The 16215-nt window shown below is 64.8% G+C and carries 16 protein-coding genes and 1 pseudogene; 5 read left to right on the top strand and 12 right to left on the bottom strand.

From position 1 onward, the window contains the following. Window positions 1-119 precede the first annotated feature (119 nt). From LB565_RS16205 to phnG, 7 genes are read right to left on the bottom strand one after another with little or no spacing between them, the layout of a single operon-like run. The gene (locus LB565_RS16205) at window positions 120-734 is read right to left on the bottom strand and encodes a DapH/DapD/GlmU-related protein (protein WP_224585664.1); all 615 of its coding nucleotides are present in this window, start codon (window positions 732-734) and stop codon (window positions 120-122) included. Then, window positions 731-1438 carry a phosphonate C-P lyase system protein PhnL gene (gene phnL, locus LB565_RS16200; RefSeq protein ID WP_224585663.1) on the bottom strand — a complete coding sequence of 236 codons (708 nt, stop codon included), beginning with the start codon at window positions 1436-1438 and terminating at the stop codon, window positions 731-733. Before phnL ends, LB565_RS16205 begins: the two co-directional genes overlap by 4 nt. 2 nt (window positions 1439-1440) lie before the next feature. Then, on the bottom strand, window positions 1441-2217 hold the full coding sequence (gene phnK / locus LB565_RS16195) for a phosphonate C-P lyase system protein PhnK (protein ID WP_042640728.1): 777 nt from the start codon (window positions 2215-2217) through the stop codon (window positions 1441-1443). Then, the gene (locus LB565_RS16190) at window positions 2214-3191 is read right to left on the bottom strand and encodes an alpha-D-ribose 1-methylphosphonate 5-phosphate C-P-lyase PhnJ (protein WP_318012163.1); all 978 of its coding nucleotides are present in this window, start codon (window positions 3189-3191) and stop codon (window positions 2214-2216) included. Before LB565_RS16190 ends, phnK begins: the two co-directional genes overlap by 4 nt. Beyond that, window positions 3188-4300, bottom strand: a complete 1113-nt coding sequence (locus tag LB565_RS16185) for a carbon-phosphorus lyase complex subunit PhnI (protein WP_224585662.1) — start codon at window positions 4298-4300, stop codon at window positions 3188-3190. Before LB565_RS16185 ends, LB565_RS16190 begins: the two co-directional genes overlap by 4 nt. 1 nt (window position 4301) lies before the next feature. Then, entirely contained in the window at window positions 4302-4913 is a 612-nt protein-coding gene (gene phnH, locus LB565_RS16180; RefSeq protein WP_224585661.1) for a phosphonate C-P lyase system protein PhnH, read from the bottom strand. After that, a complete protein-coding gene (gene phnG, locus LB565_RS16175; protein ID WP_224585660.1) occupies window positions 4913-5374 on the bottom strand; it encodes a phosphonate C-P lyase system protein PhnG in 462 nt (153 codons plus the stop codon). The genes phnH and phnG overlap by 1 nt, the downstream gene beginning before the upstream one ends. Before the next feature lie 138 nt (window positions 5375-5512). Here phnG and phnF point away from each other — a divergent pair, with 138 nt between their 5' ends. Continuing rightward, entirely contained in the window at window positions 5513-6256 is a 744-nt protein-coding gene (gene phnF / locus LB565_RS16170) for a phosphonate metabolism transcriptional regulator PhnF (protein WP_224585659.1), read from the top strand. A gap of 332 nt (window positions 6257-6588) precedes the next feature. On the opposite strand, the gene LB565_RS16165 is transcribed toward phnF, so the two are convergent. The 5 genes from LB565_RS16165 to LB565_RS16145 form a co-directional block, all read right to left on the bottom strand. Continuing rightward, window positions 6589-7605 (bottom strand): zinc-binding alcohol dehydrogenase family protein, encoded by a 1017-nt coding sequence (locus LB565_RS16165; RefSeq protein ID WP_224585658.1) that lies wholly within the window; start codon window positions 7603-7605, stop codon window positions 6589-6591. Between the two features lie 69 nt (window positions 7606-7674). Further along, the gene (locus tag LB565_RS16160; protein WP_095769218.1) at window positions 7675-8640 is read right to left on the bottom strand and encodes an ABC transporter permease; all 966 of its coding nucleotides are present in this window, start codon (window positions 8638-8640) and stop codon (window positions 7675-7677) included. After that, a complete protein-coding gene (locus LB565_RS16155; RefSeq protein ID WP_224585657.1) occupies window positions 8637-10190 on the bottom strand; it encodes a sugar ABC transporter ATP-binding protein in 1554 nt (517 codons plus the stop codon). The genes LB565_RS16160 and LB565_RS16155 overlap by 4 nt, the downstream gene beginning before the upstream one ends. A gap of 157 nt (window positions 10191-10347) precedes the next feature. Then, window positions 10348-11343: an ABC transporter substrate-binding protein gene (locus tag LB565_RS16150; protein ID WP_224518361.1), complete on the bottom strand. Its 996-nt coding sequence runs from the start codon at window positions 11341-11343 to the stop codon at window positions 10348-10350. Between the two features lie 395 nt (window positions 11344-11738). Next, complete coding sequence (locus tag LB565_RS16145) at window positions 11739-13244, bottom strand: UxaA family hydrolase (protein ID WP_224585656.1); 1506 nt, start codon at window positions 13242-13244, stop codon at window positions 11739-11741. 254 nt (window positions 13245-13498) lie between these two features. Here LB565_RS16145 and LB565_RS16140 point away from each other — a divergent pair, with 254 nt between their 5' ends. The 4 genes and pseudogenes from LB565_RS16140 to LB565_RS16125 all read left to right on the top strand — a co-directional run bounded on the left by LB565_RS16140 (window position 13499) and on the right by LB565_RS16125 (window position 16172). Beyond that, window positions 13499-14401 carry a GntR family transcriptional regulator gene (locus LB565_RS16140; RefSeq protein WP_224585655.1) on the top strand — a complete coding sequence of 301 codons (903 nt, stop codon included), beginning with the start codon at window positions 13499-13501 and terminating at the stop codon, window positions 14399-14401. 228 nt (window positions 14402-14629) lie between these two features. Then, window positions 14630-14977 (top strand): DUF2946 family protein, encoded by a 348-nt coding sequence (locus tag LB565_RS16135; protein ID WP_224585654.1) that lies wholly within the window; start codon window positions 14630-14632, stop codon window positions 14975-14977. A gap of 88 nt (window positions 14978-15065) precedes the next feature. Beyond that, window positions 15066-15623 (top strand): copper chaperone PCu(A)C, encoded by a 558-nt coding sequence (locus LB565_RS16130; RefSeq protein WP_224585652.1) that lies wholly within the window; start codon window positions 15066-15068, stop codon window positions 15621-15623. Window positions 15624-15653: 30 nt separating this feature from the next. Continuing rightward, window positions 15654-16172: pseudogene (locus tag LB565_RS16125) on the top strand (YcnI family protein). The last annotated feature ends 43 nt before the right edge of the window (window positions 16173-16215 follow it).

Here is a 16215-nt window from a genome sequence, read left to right as displayed (position 1 = left end):
GCGGTCTCCTTGGGGAGATGGCGTCCTGTCCGAGTCATGTGTCAACGGTGTGAATGGTGAATGGTGAGAAAGGAGGGCTTCGTTGCCATTCACTGTTCACCATTCACCATTCACCGCGCCTAACCGCCATGCTTCTCCAGGAACGCCTCCGCCGAAAGCTCGCGGAAATCGCCGAGCGCGGCGCGCAGCCTTGCATGGTCCCAGTCCCACCAGGCTAAAGCCTGGTAGCGCTCGGCGGTGCGGCGGTCGAAGCGCTCGCGGATCGGCTTCGCCGGCACGCCGCCGACGATTGTGTAGGGTGCGACATCCTTCGACACCACGGCGCCCGCGCCGACCGCCGCGCCGTCGCCGACGGTGACGCCGGGCAGGATGGTCGAGCCATGGCCGAGCCAGGTGTCGTGGCCGATGGTGACACGTTTGGCGCGGCGCTCGGCGAAGAACTCGCTTTCATGCTCGGCGTCGTCCCAATAGTCGGAGGCGCGGTAGGTGAAGTGATGCAGCGTCGGCCGCCAGGTCGGATGGTTGGTGGCGTTGATGCGCACGCTTGCCGCGATGTTGGAGAACTTTCGAATAGTCGCGCACCACACGGCGCAGTCCTGCATCATGTAGGAATAGTCGCCGAGCTCGCATTCGGCGACGCGGCAGCGCTCGGCGATCTCGGTCCAGCGGCCGAGCGTCGAGTTTTCGACCTGCGCCGTCGGATGGATCAGCGGCGCCTCCGAAAGCTTCTTCATGCGGCAATCTTTCCGGCGGCGAAGGCGCTGACGTCGATGACGCGGTCGGCGACAGCCTCACGCACGTCGAGGTCGTGGAAGATGCCGAGCAGGGCGACGCCCGCCGCCTTCTTGGCGGCGATGAGCTCGACCACGACATCGCGGTTCTTTGCGTCGAGCGAGGCGGTCGGCTCGTCGAGCAGCAGGATCGGATGCTCGGTTATGAAGCCGCGCGCGATGTTGACGCGCTGCTGCTCGCCGCCCGAGAAGGTCGCGGGCGGCAGCGCCCAGAGCTTTTCGGGCAAGTTGAGCTGCGCAAGCAAGGAGCGTGCTTTTTCCCGCGCACCTTCGCGATCCTCGCCGCGCTCGACCAGCGGCTCGGCGACGACATCGAGCGCGGAAACGCGCGGCACGGTGCGCAGGAACTGGCTGACATAGCCGATGGTGTGGCGGCGCACGGAAAGCACGGTGCGCGGGCTGGCGGAGGCGAGGTCGATCAATCCGCCGCCATGCTGGACAATGATCTGACCTTCATCGACGGCATAGTTGCCATAGAGCATCTTCAGGATCGAGCTTTTTCCCGCACCTGACGGCCCGCCGAGCACGGCGCATTCGCCGGCGCGGATCGAGAAGGAGACGCCCGTCACCACCGGCAGCGTGACGCCGTCACGCAGATGCATGGTGAAGCTTTTGGCGACATCGGAAACAACGAGAGGAGTGGCCATCGTCACACCTGCAAGATCGAAGAAACGAGCAACTGCGTATAAGGCGCGCGCGGATCGTCGAGCACGCGGTCGGTGAGGCCGCTTTCGACGACGCGGCCGTCCTTCATCACCATCATGCGCTGCGACAGGAGCCGCGCTACGGCGAGGTCGTGGGTGACGACGATCGCGGCCAGGCCGAGATCGGTGACCAGCCCGCGCAGGAGATCGAGCAGGCGCGCCTGCACCGAGACGTCGAGGCCGCCGGTCGGCTCGTCCATGAAGACGAGCCGCGGGCCGGTGACCAGATTGCGGGCGATCTGCAGGCGCTGGCGCATGCCGCCGGAAAAGGCGCGGGGCTCGTCGTCGATACGGTCCTCGTCGATCTCGACGCGTGACAGCCAGTCGACGGCGGTGGCGCGGATCCTGCCGTAGTGGCGGTCGCCGACCGCCATCAGCCGTTCGCCGACATTGGCGCCGGCCGACACGGTCATGCGCAGGCCGTCGGCCGGGTTCTGGTGGACGAAGCCCCAGTCGGTGCGCATCAGGAAGCGGCGCTCGGCCTCGCTCATGCGATAGAGCTCGCGCCATTGGCCGTCGCGCATGCGGTAGCTCGCGGTGCCGGAGGAAGGCAGCAGGCGGGTCGACAGGCAGTTGAGCAGCGTCGTCTTGCCGGAGCCGGACTCGCCAACCACCGCCAGCACCTCGCCTGGCCACAGGTCGAAGGTGACGTTCTCGCAGCCGACCCGCGAGCCGTAGAATTTGGACAGCGCTGAAACGCGCAGCAGCGGTTCGTCGGTCATTCGGCCTCCTTACCCTCCCCCTCGTGGGGAGGGTCGGCGCGCAGCGCCGGGGTGGAGGTTGCAGGGGTTGTCGCCAGGCCACTCCCACCCGCGCCTTCGGCGCGACCTCCCCACGAGGGGGAGGTAGAATCGCCGCGCCGCTTCTCGCAGTGGTCGGTGTCCGAGCAGACGAACATGTGGCCGCCATGGTCGTCGAGAATGACCTCGTCGAGATAGACATTCTCAGCGCCGCAGAGCGCGCAGGGCTGGTCGAAGGTCTGCACCTCGAAGGGATGGTCCTCGAAGTCGAGGCTGACGACGTCGGTGAAGGGCGGCACCGCGTAGATGCGCTTCTCGCGACCGGCGCCGAACAGCTGCAAGGCCGGCGAGCAGTGCATCTTCGGATTGTCGAATTTCGGCGTCGGCGAGGGATCCATCACGTAACGGCCCTCGACCTTGACGGGATAGGCGTAGGTGGTGGCGATGCGGCCGTGCCTGGCGATGTCCTCATAGAGCTTCACATGCATGAGGCCGTATTCCTCCAGCGCATGCATTTTGCGCGTCTCGGTCTCGCGCGGCTCGAGGAAGCGCAGCGGCTCGGGGATCGGCACCTGGAAGACCAGCACCTGGGCCGCGGTCAGCGGATGCTCGGGAATGCGGTGGCGGCTCTGGATGATCGTCGCCTTCGCGGTCTCGGTTGTGACGGCGACCTTGGCGACCTTCTTGAAGAAGGCGCGGATCGAGACGGCGTTGGTGGTGTCGTCGGCGCCCTGGTCGATCACTTTCAGCACATCATCCGGACCGATGATCGAGGCGGTGACCTGGACGCCGCCGGTGCCCCAGCCATATGGCATCGGCATCTCGCGCGAGGCGAAGGGCACCTGGTAGCCGGGAATGGCGATGCCCTTCAGGATCGCCCGGCGGATCATCCTTTTGGTCTGGTCATCGAGATAGGCGAAGTTGTAGGTGGCGATCCCTGTCGGTTGCGCGGTCATTCCGCGGCCTCCCTCTTGTCTTCAGCCTTGTCCTCGTTTTGCCGCGCCTCATATTCGGCACGCATGCGGCGGACCAGGCCGAGCTCGGCCTGGAAGTCGACATAGTGCGGCAGCTTCAGATGCTCGACGAAGCCGGTCGCCTGGACATTGTCGGAATGCGAGATGACGAATTCCTCGTCCTGCGCGGCGGCAACGACATCCTCGCCAAGCTCGCTCGCGCGTAGCGCCCGGTCGCACAGCGCCATCGCCATCGCCTTGCGCTCGCTCTGACCGAAGACCAGGCCATAGCCCCGGGTGAACTGCGGCGGCGCCTTGGCCGAGCCCTTGAACTGATTGACCATCTGACATTCGGTGACGCGGATCGAGCCGAGCGGCACGGCGAAGGGCAGCTCCGGCACGTCGAGCTCCAGCTCGACCTCGCCGATGCGTATCTCGCCGACGAAGGGATGGTTGCGGGCGTAGCCGCGCTGCGTCGAATAGCCGAGCGCCAGGAGAAAGCCTTCGTCGCCGCGCGACAGCGCCTGCAGGCGGATGTCGCGCGCCATCGGGAATTGCAGCGGCTCGCGCGTGATGTCGCCGGGCACATGGTCAAGCGGCATCTCGCCGTCGGCTTCGATCAGGCCTTCATGGGCGAGGATCGCCGAAACGCGCGGCATGGCCTCCGGTTCGACCGGACGCTGCGCGGGCATCTCGACCTCGGCGCAGGCGGCAAGCTCGGGATCGAGCAGGCGGTGCGTGTAGTCGAAGGTTGGGCCGAGCACCTGGCCGCCCGGCAGGTCCTTATACGTGGCCGAGATACGACGCTCGACCTGCATGGCGCCGGTGTCGACCGGATTGGTGTAGCCGAAGCGCGGCAGCGTGGTGCGGTAGGCGCGCACCAGGAAGATCGCCTCGATCATGTCGCCGCGCGCCTGGACGACGGCCAGTGCCGCAAGCTCGCGATCATAAAGGGAGCCTTCGCTCATCACCCGGTCGACGCCGAGCGCCAGTTGCTCGACGATCTGATCGAGGCGCAGCGCCGGCACCGAGCGGTCGCCGCGGCGGCGATCGGCAAGCAGGCGGTGCGCGTTGGCAATGGCGGTTTCGCCGCCTTTCACCGCGACATACATGTCATGCCTCCATCGTCTTGATGCGGGTGGTGCGCGGCAGGCAGGCGAGGCTGCCGGGTGCCGCCAGGATGAGGTCGACGCCGCGCGGGAAACGCTGATTGTTCTGCTTCCACTGCTCGACGAAATGGCGCGGCATGCCGGGAGGCGCGATCATCGACGTCTTTTCGATGCCGGGGCCTTCGAGCAGCAGCGACGGGCCCGAGACAAGGTCGCTGACCAGGAGGATCAGCGTCGTCGAGCGGTCGGGATATTCTTGCGTGCCTTGCGCAAAACCATCGAGCGCCGCCATCTCTTTCGGATTGGCGATCAGGGCGAAATGCGCGTCGGCGGGCGTGTTTGCCAAGGGCGCGCCGGTGTGGAAGCCGAGCCAGGCCTTGACCGGGGCTTCGGCCTGCAGCGGCGGATCAAGCCAGACCGGCGTGTCGTTGTCGCAGAGCGAGAGCGCCACGGCGCCGGCCGTCGCCGACAACGGCGCCGGCGGGCGGGCGAGCTGCGGTAGCGGTTGGACGGTGCCGGGGCGGGCCATCGCGTTCATGATGGCGCGGAACACCGCCTGGGCATTGAAGACCGGCTCGGCGAAGCCGCCGTCGATCGATTGCGTGGCGATATCCATCAGTCCTCTCCGCGCACCATGGTGAAGAAATCCACTTTCGTGGCCGCCGTTTCGACACGCTTTGTCTCGCGCGCCGCAGCAAGCGCAGCGCGCAAGGGCGCGGCGAGCTTCGTCTCGACCGCTTCGCGCTGCGCCGGGTCCTGCCAGAGCGCGTCGGCGATGGCCGCGAGCCGGGCCTTTTGCTTGTCGCGGCCGAGCGCATAGGAATGGCCGACCTGGCCGGAAGGCAGCCGCACCGTGGCGCGGGTGACGGTCGCCTCGCCGACATTGAAGGGCGCGCCGCCGCCGCCGATCCGTCCGCGCACCGTCACCAATCCGGTTTCGGGTCCGCGCAAAAGCTCGGCCTCGGAAGGCAGGCCCGACTCGTTCCACAGGCGGGCGATCTCATCGGCTTCGGCATGCGCCAGCGTCGCGATCAAGGCTTTCCGCCCGGCCTGCTCGCGCGCTTCCTGTCCTCGCATGGCATCGCTCCTTGCACCGAAAATTTGTCTATTGATATAGACAACTATACAAATTATACCTCCCTCGTAGCGGGAGTCCATGACGGGTGCATGACAGGCGCGGAAAATTGCCCGGCTGGCGAAGAAATGGGGCGACGAATGGTTGGACTGGCAAGCAGCATCGAAAGACGCAACGGCGTGTCGCTGTGGCGGCAGATCGCCGACCGGATCCTGCAGGCGATTGCGAATGGCGATTTCGCGGAGAACGCGGCGCTGCCGCCCGAAATCGCGCTGGCCGAGCGCTACGGCGTCAACCGCCACACGGTGCGCAGCGCCATCGCCGCGCTGACACAGGAAGGCGTGCTGAAGGCCGAGCAGGGACGCGGCACCTTCGTGATGTCGCGCAAACGGCTGTCCTATCCGATCGGGGCGCGCACGCGCTTCTCGACCGGGCTGCAAGGGCAGACGAGCGAGCGGCATATCGCGCTCCTGTCGTCATCGACGGAGCCGGCCAGCCGGCGCGTCGCCGAGGCGCTGGACATCGCCAGGGGCGCGGCCGTCATCCGCCTGGAGACGCGCGGCGAGGCCGACGGTCATGCGGTGTCGCGCGCCACGACCTGGTTCGACGCCAAACGCTTCGCGGGTATAGAGACGGCAATGGCGGAAACGGGATCGATCACCGCCTCGCTGAAGCGTTTCGGCATCAACGATTATCTCAGGCATTCGACCGTGCTGTCGGCGCGCCACGCCGATGCCGATGACCTTGCAGCCCTCGATCTGCAGCCCGGCGCCATCGTGCTGGTCACCATTGCCGTCAACGTGACGCTCGACGGTGAGCCGATCCAGTTCGCGGAGTCACGCTTTCCGGCGGAGCGGGTGGAGCTGAAGTTGTCGGCGTTGTAGGGAGTGCCGGCCTTGTACGAGACCGTGATTGATCTGCTTCACGTTGATGTCAGGTCGCTTACTTGTCAGCGGCTTGGCGTTTGAGGATCGCCTTCCCCCACTCCGTCTCGGCTTCGCCGAGCCACCTCTCCCCCCTCCGGAGGGAGAGGAAAGGAGCCGCTGGCGGCGGGAAAAGCAGTGTGTCCGGTTGAAGAGCGTTGGCTGCAAGGCTCGCACCCTTCCTCTCCCCCGTCGATCGGGGGAGAGGTGGCTCGGCGAAGCCGAGACGGAGTGGGGGTCGACGACCTATGCGGCGCTCCGTCAATTCGGCGAGTTCACCGCCTGTCCTGTTATCACCCCACCTCGACGACCGCCTTGATCAGCCCCGATTTCTCATGAGTCCATCTGGCCAGATCCCGCGGCGTTCCGGCGAGCGTCGTGCGATGGGTGACCAGCTTGTTCAACGGCACGGCGCCGTTGCGGATCGAGGCGGCGACATGCTCGAAATCGGCTTTGAGGGCATTGCGGCTGCCGACCAGCGTCATCTCGCGCTTGTGGAATTCGGGGTCGGAGAAGGTGATATCGTCCTTGACGACACTGACCAGCACCAGCGTGCCGCTATGCGCGACATGGGCGAAGGCCGACTGCACCGATTGCGTGTTGCCGGTCGCGTCGAACACAAGGTCGAATCCTTCGCCGCCGGTCGCCTGCCGCACCAGTTCGTCGGCCGCTGCCTTCGAGCCGTCCAGCGCGGCAAAGCCGAGTTGTTTTTCGGCGAAATCGAGCCGCTCGGCGCTCATGTCGAGCAGGCTGACGTCCAGCCCGGCGATGCGCGCGAAGATCGCCGTGCCGAGGCCGATCGGGCCGGCGCCGATGACCAGCGTGCGCTGGCCGGGTATGCTAAGCGATCTGCGCACCGCATGAGCGCCGATCGCCAGGAATTCAACCGCCGCGGCATCGGCCAGCGACAGGCCGTTCGCCGGATAAAGATTCTGGGCCGGCACCAGGATTTCGTCGCACATAGCGCCGTCGCGGTGAACACCGAGCACTTCGATCTTCACACAGCAATTCGGCTTGCCGTGCCGGCAGGCGATGCATTTGCCGCATGAAAGATAAGGGTTGATGATCACCGGCTCGCCGACGGCGAGATCGACGCCTTCGCCCTTCTCGACGATCGTCCCCGAGACCTCGTGGCCCATGACACGCGGATAGGCCAGGAACGGGTGCTTGCCTTCGAAGATATGATAGTCGGTGCCGCAGATGCCGACATGGCTGACCGCGACGCGCGCCCAGCCGGGCGGCGGCGCGCCCGGGTCGGCGCGGTCTTCGAGGACAAGCTCGCCGGGCGAACGGCAGACAACGGCTTTCATGTCGCAAATCCAAGCAAAAGAGCGCCGGCCTCGCTCGATCGGGGCCGGCGCGATAGTTTCAGGGAGGAGTCATTTGCCGCGACGGCGCAGGCCGTCGAAGTAGACGATGACGATTATCAGCAGGCCGGTGATGACGCGCTGCCAGAAGGTGTTGACGTTGAGCAGGTTGGCGCCGTTGTTGATCGTCGAAAGGATGAAGGAGCCGATCAGCGGCCCGTGCACGGAGCCGATGGCGCCGAAGAGCGAGGTGCCGCCGATCACCGACGAGGCGATGGCCTGCAGCTCGTAGGTGTCGCCCTGCGTCGGGTTGCCGATGCCGATGCGCGAGGCCAGGAGCACGCCGACAATGGCCGCCAGAAGGCCGGACAGGACGTAGGCCATGAAGATGGTGCGCGGCACGTTGACGCCGGACAGGCGCGCGGCCTCGGCGTTGGAGCCGACCGAGAACAGGTAGCGGCCCCAGCGCGTGTGGTGCAGGAAGACGTAGGAAGGGATGGCGACCAGGATCACCATCCAGAACAGGTAGGGAATGCCCGCGAGCGAGCCGCGCGAAAAAGCCTGAAACGAGTCGCTGTTGATCGAGATCGAGTTGCCGTTCGTCATCAGGAGGCCGATGCCGCGCAGCGAGGTCATGGTGGCCAAGGTGATGATGAAGGGCGGCAGGCCCATCTTGACGATGCCGAAGCCGTGGAAGAGGCCGATGGCGACGCCTACCAGCAGCGTGATCAGCACCGCGGCCCAGATCGGCCAGCCGGCGTTGATCAAAAGCGCGACAATGACGGTGGTGAAGCCGACCACCGCGCCGACCGACAGATCGATGCCGCCGGTGATGATGACGAAGGTCTGGCCGACGGCGAGGATGGCGATCAGCGAGCCCTGACGCAGAAGGTTGGTGATGTTGAGCGTCGTGGCGAAGGACGGCGTGGCGACGGCCAGCACGATCCACATCAGGAGCAGAAGGCCAAGCAGCGTCAGGCCGAACAGGGCGTTGAAATTGCGCTTGGGTTTTTCGGCGGGGATCGCCTCGGTGCTCATTTTTGTCCTCCCGACTTTTCTTGTTTCTCGGCCAGTGCCTGACCCAAAATGTCCTCATGGCTGGCGGTGCGGAAACCATGGGTCGCGACCAGCTTGCCGCGCCGGAACACGTGCAGCGTGTCTGCAAGCTCATAGACTTCCGGCAGGTAGGACGAGATAAGGATGATGCCGGCGCCCTTGGACAGAAGCGTCGAGAACAGGCGGTAGATCTCGGCCTTGGTGCCGACATCGACGCCCACCGTCGGCTCGTCGAAGATGAACAGCTTGGCGCCGTGCGCCAGCCATTTGCCGATGACGATCTTTTGCTGGTTGCCGCCCGAGAGGCTGGAAGCCAGCGCATGGCGCGTCGGCGTCTTGATGCGCAGGTCGGCGATCTGGCGGTCGGCTTCGGCCTTCTCCTTGGCGCCGGAAATCAGCAGGTTGCTGGAGATGCGCTTGTAGATCGGCAGGTTGAGGTTCATGCCGACCGGCAAATTGAGGCAAAGGCCCTGATCGCGGCGGCTTTCCGGGGCCAGCGCCATGCCGAGCCGGATAGCGTCGTGCTCGGAATTGACCTGGACCTCCTTGCCTTGCCACAGGATCTGGCCGGCCGATTTCCTGTGGCGACCATAAAGCGTGGTGACGAACTCGCTGCGCCCGGCACCTATCAGGCCGTAGAGGCCGACGATCTCGCCGGCGCGGACGGTCACCGAGACATTCTCGAAGCCTTTGCCGGAGAGGTTCTTCGTCTCGACGATGGCCGCGCCGGCCGTGAAATGCTCCTTGTGGTAGATCTGTTCGATCGAGCGGTTGATCATCAGCTTGACCAGCTCGGGCTCGTCGGTCTCGGCGATGTTGCGGGTGCCGACCAGAGTGCCGTCGCGCAGCACGGAAACGCGGTCGGCGAGCTCGAACACTTCCTCCATGCGGTGGCTGATATAGATGATGGTGACGCCTTCGCCTTTGAGCCGGCGGATCAGCTTGAAGAGCTGGTCGGCCTCCTTGCGGGTGAGATAGGCGGTCGGTTCGTCGAAGATCAGAAACTTCGTGCCGCGCACCGTAGCGCGGGCGGCGGCGATCAGCTGCTGCTGGCCGATGGTGAGATCGCCGAGCATGACATGCGCCGGCAAATCGAATCCCAGCCCGTCGATGATCTTCTGCGCGTCCTTGACCATGGCGCGCTGCTGCAGCAGGCCGAAGCGTGACTCCTCCTCGCCGAGGAACATGTTGGCGGCAACGGTGAGGTGGCGGCACAGCACCACCTCCTGGTGGACGGCGTTGATGCCCAGCGCCATCGCCTCATGCGGCGTGGCCAAGGCGGTCGGCTTGCCTTCCCAGATCACCTCGCCGGAAGTGCGCGGCATGACGCCGGTCAGAAGTTTTATCAGGGTCGATTTGCCGGCGCCGTTCTCGCCGACGATGGCGTGGATCTCGCCCGCCTTGAAGGCAAGGTGCACGGGCTTCAGCGCATGTGTGCCGGGATAGCGCTTTTCCAGCCCGTTGAGCTCGAGGATCGTCCTGCCCGGGGCCAGCGTTGGGGCGGGGTGCAGTTCCTGCGCCGTCGACGTCATGACAATCCTCCCAGATTGGTCTCAACCGTTAGGCACGCAGCGATGCGTCTGACGCGCATCTTGAAGTCGGAGCCTAAATCAGGCCGGCGAATTTCCAAATCGCCCCGATGGATGTTTCCGGGGCACAAGGCCCCGGAAACGATTGTCGCAACGCTGCTCACTTGAGCTTCGGGTTGAGCAGAGCGTCGATCTTCGGATCCTTCATGTTGTCCTTGGTGACGAGGTTCGCGCCGGTGTCGACATTGGCCTCGACCTTCTCGCCCTTCGAGGCGGCCAGAGCGGTCTTGATGCCGTCATAGCCCATCCGGTACGGGTCCTGGACGACCAGGCCCGAGATGACGCCGTCATTGAGGAACTTGATCAGCTTTTCGTCGCTGTCGAAGCCGATCAGCGCCACCTTGCCGCCGAGATTGTTTTCGGCGATCGCCTGGCCGACGCCCTGCGCCATGATCAGGTTCGAGGCGAAGATGCCCTTGAGGTCAGGATTGGCAGTGATCAGGTCGGTCGCGATGTTCAAGCCCGTGGTGGCCTGGCCGTCGGCATATTTGTCGGCGACAAGCTGGAGGCCCGGATACTTGGCCTTGATCTGTTCGATGAAGCCTTGCTTGCGCTGCTCGAGCGAGCCGGCGCCGGGAAGCGCCGTGATCAGCGCGACCTTGCCTTCCACCTTGCCGCCATTGGCGGCGCCGATGGCTGCGGCGAGGCCGTCAGCGGCGACGCGGCCGCCCTGCACGTTGTCGGTGGTCAGGAAGGAGGTGAAGGCCTTGGAATCGGCGCCGGAGTCGATGCCGATGACCTTGACCTTGGAAGCCGCCTCATCGATCGGCTTGCCGAGCGCCTTGAACTCGGTCGGCGAGATGACGATCGCCGCCGGGTTGCTGGCGACGGCGTTCTCGAGGATCGAGATCTGGCCGTTGACGTCGGTTTCGGCCTGGGCGCCGAGCTCCGGCACGTTGACGCCGAGATCCTTGCCGGCCTTGCGCGCGCCGGCCAGAACGATCTGCCAGTAGAAGGAAGTAGTGTCCTTGACGATGATCGGAATGGTCACGTCGGCTGCCGAAGCGGGCGCGGAATGCATTGCGCCGGCAAGCATCGACGCTGCGGCCAAGGCCACGAAGGCGCGGCGGTTGAGAAGGCTGGTCACGAATTTCATTAGGTTCCTCCCTAAGGTCGCCTGGTGAAGGTTGCGGAAGCTCCGTCTGGATAGGCGAGTCCAAAACAGAACTTTATCAATAAAAAACAGATGCCTTTTGTTGATAATGCATCGCCATGATCGATGCAAGCGGTGTCTGGTGCCGTTCATGTGATCCGGGACGAGGTTGCTCGGTTCTGCGGCTCCTCACTGACTCCATATCGGCGCTTCCGCTCCTCCTTGTTTGCTATGGAACGATAATTTCACGGTACTGTCAATGTGGAATATTCATTCCATCGCGAAGTCGCGCAATTGTGAAAGCCGACGTCCTTACTGTCGGTAGCGCTTCCGCCGCGACGACCGGCCTGGGGACCGGATCAGGATGACGTTTCGTTCCCACTTTTGGGGATCATGCTCTAAAGCGTTGCGCCGAGATGCCAGGGCACGAATTCGTTGTCGCCGTAGCCGAACGCCTCGCTCTTGGTCTTGCGGCCGGACGCGGTCTCGATGATCAGTTCGAAGAGCTCGCGGCCCATGCCGGCGATCGTCTTCTCGCCCGAGGCGATGACGCCGCAATTGACGTCCATGTCCTCTTCCATCTGGTGATACATGGTCGAATTGGTGGCGACCTTGATCGACGGCGTCGGCCGGCAACCGAAGCAGGAGCCGCGGCCGGTGGTGAAGACGATGACGTTGGCGCCGCCGGCCACCTGTCCGGTCGCTGAGACCGGGTCGTAACCGGGCGTGTCCATGAACACCAGGCCGCTCCCCGAAACCTTCTCGGCATAGCCGAAGACGCCGTTGAGCGGCGTCTGGCCGCCCTTGGCGACGGCGCCCAGCGATTTCTCGAGGATCGTGGTCAGGCCGCCGCGCTTGTTGCCGGGCGAAGGGTTGTTGTCGATCGAGGCGCCGTGCTTGGCGGTGTGGTCCTCCCACCATTTCACAAAGCCGTCGAGCTTGGCGGCGATCTCGGGCGAGGCGGCGCGATAGGCAAGCAAATGCTCGGCGCCGTAGATCTCGGTCGTCTCCGACAGGATGCCGATGCCGCCGCAGCCGGCCAGGATATCGACGGCCGCGCCCAGCGCCGGGTTTGCGGTGATGCCGGACATGCCGTCCGAGCCGCCGCATTGCAGGCCGACGACGATCTCTGAGACCGAGATCGGCTCGCGCTGCAACTGGCCCACTTCCTCGGCGATCTCGGCCAGCACACCCATCGCCTTCTCGACCGACTTGCGCGAGCCGCCGGCCTCCTGGATGTTGAAATGCCGCTTTCCGGCGGCAACACCCTTCTGGCCGTAAAGGGTAAGTTGGTTGACTTCGCAGCCGAGCCCGACCATCAGCACGCCGCCGAAATTCGGATGCCGCGCATAGCCGGCCAGCGTGCGGTGCAGCACCATCATGCCGTCGCCGGTGGCGCTCATGCCGCAACCCTGGCCGTGCACGATCGGCACGAAGCCGTCGATGCCGGGATATTTCGGCAGCAGCGTGCGGTTGGCTTCGTCCGCGATGGCATGGCAGACGGTCGACGAGCAATTGACGCTGGCGATGATGCCGATGAAATTGCGCGTGCCGGCGCGGCCATCGGCGCGGCGGTAGCCCATGAAGGTGCGCTTGCGGTCGGCCTCGGTGGCGTGCTCGGCCTCGCTCGGCGGCACTACCGGCAGGCGGCCGCTCTCGAAAACCAGATTGTGCGAATGGACGTGCTCGCCGGGCGCGATGTCTTGCGTGGCGCGACCGATCGCCTGCGCGTATTTCACCACCGCTTCGCCCGCGGCGATGTGCTTGATCGCGACCTTGTGGCCCGGCTCGATCACGGCAGTCGCGGCGGCACCGCCCGGCAATGGCGTTCCGATTTCGATGCGCCCGTTGGCGACGGCGACATTATCGGAGGGCGAGAGAAGGATGGTGTTTGCAACGTTCACGGGCGGCTGTCCTGGGTGATCCTGGGAATGCGGGCGGATTGACTTGCGCCCGTTTAAAGGTAATGTCTTTTATCGGGAAAAAACATTTTTGCGTCAATTGTTTTTTCGTCGCGGGCAATGCGCGTCGCTGGGACGCGCATGATTGCCCTTCTGGCAAGCCGGCGAAAGGCGTTCCGCTTTTCGGAAGCTTGCGCTAGGTACACCGATCATATCGCGCTTCCGGCAAGCCGCCGCAAGCGTTGGGGATACGGGGCATGTCGAAGAGCAACAACGTCTACAAGGACGCCTATAACCGCTGTCTGCGGCTGCTCGACGAGTCCAGGAGCCTGCCTTCGGAGCCTGAGCTCGGTACGCTGCTCGGCGTAAGCCGCACTACGGTGCGCAGCATCCTTGCGCGCATGGAAGAAACCGAGCTGATCGACTGGAACAAGCGCAACAAGACGGTGCTCAGGGCGCCGCAGCCCGAGGATTTCTTCCCCGAGGAGGAGACCGACTCGCTGGCCGAGATCATCGAACGCTCCTTCATGCGACGCCTGCTTGCAGGGGGCGCAGAAGCCGGCATGCAGATCAACGAGCTGGAGCTGGCGCGCGAGATCGGCGTCGGCACCACCAGCGTGCGCGAATTCCTGATCCGCTTCTCGCGCTTCGGCCTGATCGAGAAGCGGCGCAACAGCCATTGGGTGCTTAAGGGTTTCACGCGCGCCTTCGCGCTGGAGCTGACCGAGATCCGTGAGATGTTCGAGCTGCGCTCGGCGGCGGCTTTCGCCGCGCTGCCGGAGGACAGCGCGGTGTGGGCCGATCTCGACCGGCTGGAGGGCGAGCATCGCCAGCTCGCCAGCCAAATCGCCACGCGCTTCAATGAATTCTCCGAGCTGGACGAGCGCTTCCATCGGCTGATCCACCGCGCCTCGCACAACCGCTTCATCGTCGACTTCTACGACGTGATCGCGATGATCTTCCACTACCACTATCAGTGGAACAAGGCTGAGGAGCGCCAGCGCAACGAGGTCGCCGTGCAGGAGCATCTTGCCTATATTGCGGCGCTGAGATCGCGCGATCCCGGCAAGGTGGACGCCGCCTGCCGCAAGCATCTGAAGTCGGCGCGCCAGACGCTGCTGAGCTCCATTCCCGAAGGACGGCAGGCGCAGCCCGCCTAGGGTCTGTTGATATTCAGGTGATGCCGGCCTGACCTGAATCTCGACAGATCCTAACGCATGTCGTCCAGAAGCGTGCAGCGGTTGGGATACGACATGCATAAAAACAAGCGCGTCGCGCCGCGTTGCCGCAGCGCGGTTTTGCCGATTTCCCGCCCGCATTCCCCGTGCTACCGTCGACGCCTTTCCGAGAGAGGCTTTGCATTGGATATCCGGCTGAGACGATGGAGCATGCCGGCCGCGTTCGTCGCGGCGCTGCTTCTGTTGCTTCAGTCCTCTCTCGGCGCTTTCGCTTTCGGCGCTCCTTCGCAGCTCGACGCCTTCGGCAACGTCATCTGCACGCATGAAGGCGTCGTAAAACTTCCCGGCGGCGATCCCCACCAGCAGCATATGCCGGCCTGCTGCTCGCTCGGCTGCAGCATGGTTTCGCCGGCGCATCTGCCGCCGCCGGAAGCAGGCGCGCTGGCCAGGACCCGGCTTTTCCAGGCCGTCGCCTTCCAGCTTCCGGCCTTCCGGCACCAGGACTTCGCCCGCGACCGCTCTCCGGCCAATCCGCGCGCGCCGCCGGCGATGGTCTGACCCGCGGAACTTTTCGCGGGCCTATTCATCCAAAGATCAGACTGTTCGCGGCCGCATTCCGGCGCGATCCCGTATTCATGGAGCAACCATGTCCAATCTTCTTCCCAAGGCGCAAGCCTTCGCCTTTCGCGGCACGCCGCCCTTCCTCCTCCAACAGCGCGTTGGCCTTGCAGTGCTCACCTTGCTTCTGCTCTTCGCCTGCATTCCCGCCGCCCTCGCGCATGAGTTCAAGGTCGGCGATCTCGAGATCGAGCATCCCTGGTCGCGGGCGACGCCGCCCGGCGCCAAGGTGGCAGGCGGTTATTTCACCGTGGTCAACAAGGGCAGCGTGCCGGACCGGCTGCTGTCGATTTCCTCCGACATCTCCGAAAAAGCCGAACTGCATGAGATGGGCGTCAAGGACGGCGTCATGACCATGCGGCCGGTCGAGGGCGGGTTGGAGATCCCGGCCGGCGGCAAGGTCGCGCTGAAGCCGGGCGCCTACCACCTGATGTTCACCGGCCTGAAGCGGCAGCCGAAGCAGGGCGAGAAATTCCCCGCGACGCTGACCTTCGAGAAAGCCGGCAGCGTCAAGGTCGAGTTCGCCGTCGAAGGCATGGGCGAGACGGGCAGCGGCGATATGGGCGACATGGATCACGCCGAATAATCCGCCAATTCGAAATCAGAGGGACAATTCATGAAGAAGTATCTTTTGGCGGCGGGCGTGCTTTGCGCGCTCGGGACGGATGCCGCGCTCGCCCATATTACGCTCGAAACGCAGGAAGCGGCCGTCGGCTCGACCTATAAGGCGGTCTTGCGCGTGCCGCATGGCTGCGAGGGCAAGGCGACGACCGCGGTGCGCGTGCAGATCCCCGAAGGCGTTATCGCGGTCAAGCCGATGCCCAAGCCCGGCTGGACGCTGCAGGTCAAGAAGGGCAAATACGAGAAATCCTACCAGCTCTATGGCGACACGCTGACCTCCGGCGTCTAGGAAGTGGACTGGAGTGGCGGCAATCTGCCCGACGAATTCTATGACGAGTTCGTCTTCCGCGCCTCGCTGGCGGCCGATCTGCCGGCCGGCCAGATGCTCTATTTCCCGGTGGTGCAGGAATGCGGCGACGCCGCCGAGCGCTGGATCGAGATCCCGGCGGCGGGCCAGGATGAGGACGCCTTGGAAACGCCTGCGCCCGGCATCAAATTGCTGCCGAAGAAATGATCTCTGTTGGCGCGCTCCCTCGGGGCGCGCCAACATTTCCTGT

The sequence above is a fragment of the Mesorhizobium sp. CA14 genome (genome assembly GCF_020165195.1).
In the GTDB taxonomy this organism is placed as follows: Bacteria; Pseudomonadota; Alphaproteobacteria; order Rhizobiales; family Rhizobiaceae; genus Mesorhizobium.
The sequence above is the reverse complement of the archived record's forward strand: the minus strand, read 5'-3'. Positions and strand labels throughout refer to the sequence as shown.

Coding starts and splice junctions, on each gene's coding strand:
- LB565_RS16205 (WP_224585664.1), bottom strand. CDS start 734: ATGAAGAAGCTTTCGGAGGCGCCGCTGATCCATCCGACGGCGCAGGTC.
- phnL (WP_224585663.1), bottom strand. CDS start 1,438: ATGGCCACTCCTCTCGTTGTTTCCGATGTCGCCAAAAGCTTCACCATG.
- phnK (WP_042640728.1), bottom strand. CDS start 2,217: ATGACCGACGAACCGCTGCTGCGCGTTTCAGCGCTGTCCAAATTCTAC.
- LB565_RS16190 (WP_318012163.1), bottom strand. CDS start 3,191: ATGACCGCGCAACCGACAGGGATCGCCACCTACAACTTCGCCTATCTC.
- LB565_RS16185 (WP_224585662.1), bottom strand. CDS start 4,300: ATGTATGTCGCGGTGAAAGGCGGCGAAACCGCCATTGCCAACGCGCAC.
- phnH (WP_224585661.1), bottom strand. CDS start 4,913: ATGGATATCGCCACGCAATCGATCGACGGCGGCTTCGCCGAGCCGGTC.
- phnG (WP_224585660.1), bottom strand. CDS start 5,374: ATGCGAGGACAGGAAGCGCGCGAGCAGGCCGGGCGGAAAGCCTTGATC.
- phnF (WP_224585659.1), top strand. CDS start 5,513: ATGGTTGGACTGGCAAGCAGCATCGAAAGACGCAACGGCGTGTCGCTG.
- LB565_RS16165 (WP_224585658.1), bottom strand. CDS start 7,605: ATGAAAGCCGTTGTCTGCCGTTCGCCCGGCGAGCTTGTCCTCGAAGAC.
- LB565_RS16160 (WP_095769218.1), bottom strand. CDS start 8,640: ATGAGCACCGAGGCGATCCCCGCCGAAAAACCCAAGCGCAATTTCAAC.
- LB565_RS16155 (WP_224585657.1), bottom strand. CDS start 10,190: ATGACGTCGACGGCGCAGGAACTGCACCCCGCCCCAACGCTGGCCCCG.
- LB565_RS16150 (WP_224518361.1), bottom strand. CDS start 11,343: ATGAAATTCGTGACCAGCCTTCTCAACCGCCGCGCCTTCGTGGCCTTG.
- LB565_RS16140 (WP_224585655.1), top strand. CDS start 13,499: ATGTCGAAGAGCAACAACGTCTACAAGGACGCCTATAACCGCTGTCTG.
- LB565_RS16135 (WP_224585654.1), top strand. CDS start 14,630: ATGCCGGCCGCGTTCGTCGCGGCGCTGCTTCTGTTGCTTCAGTCCTCT.
- LB565_RS16130 (WP_224585652.1), top strand. CDS start 15,066: ATGTCCAATCTTCTTCCCAAGGCGCAAGCCTTCGCCTTTCGCGGCACG.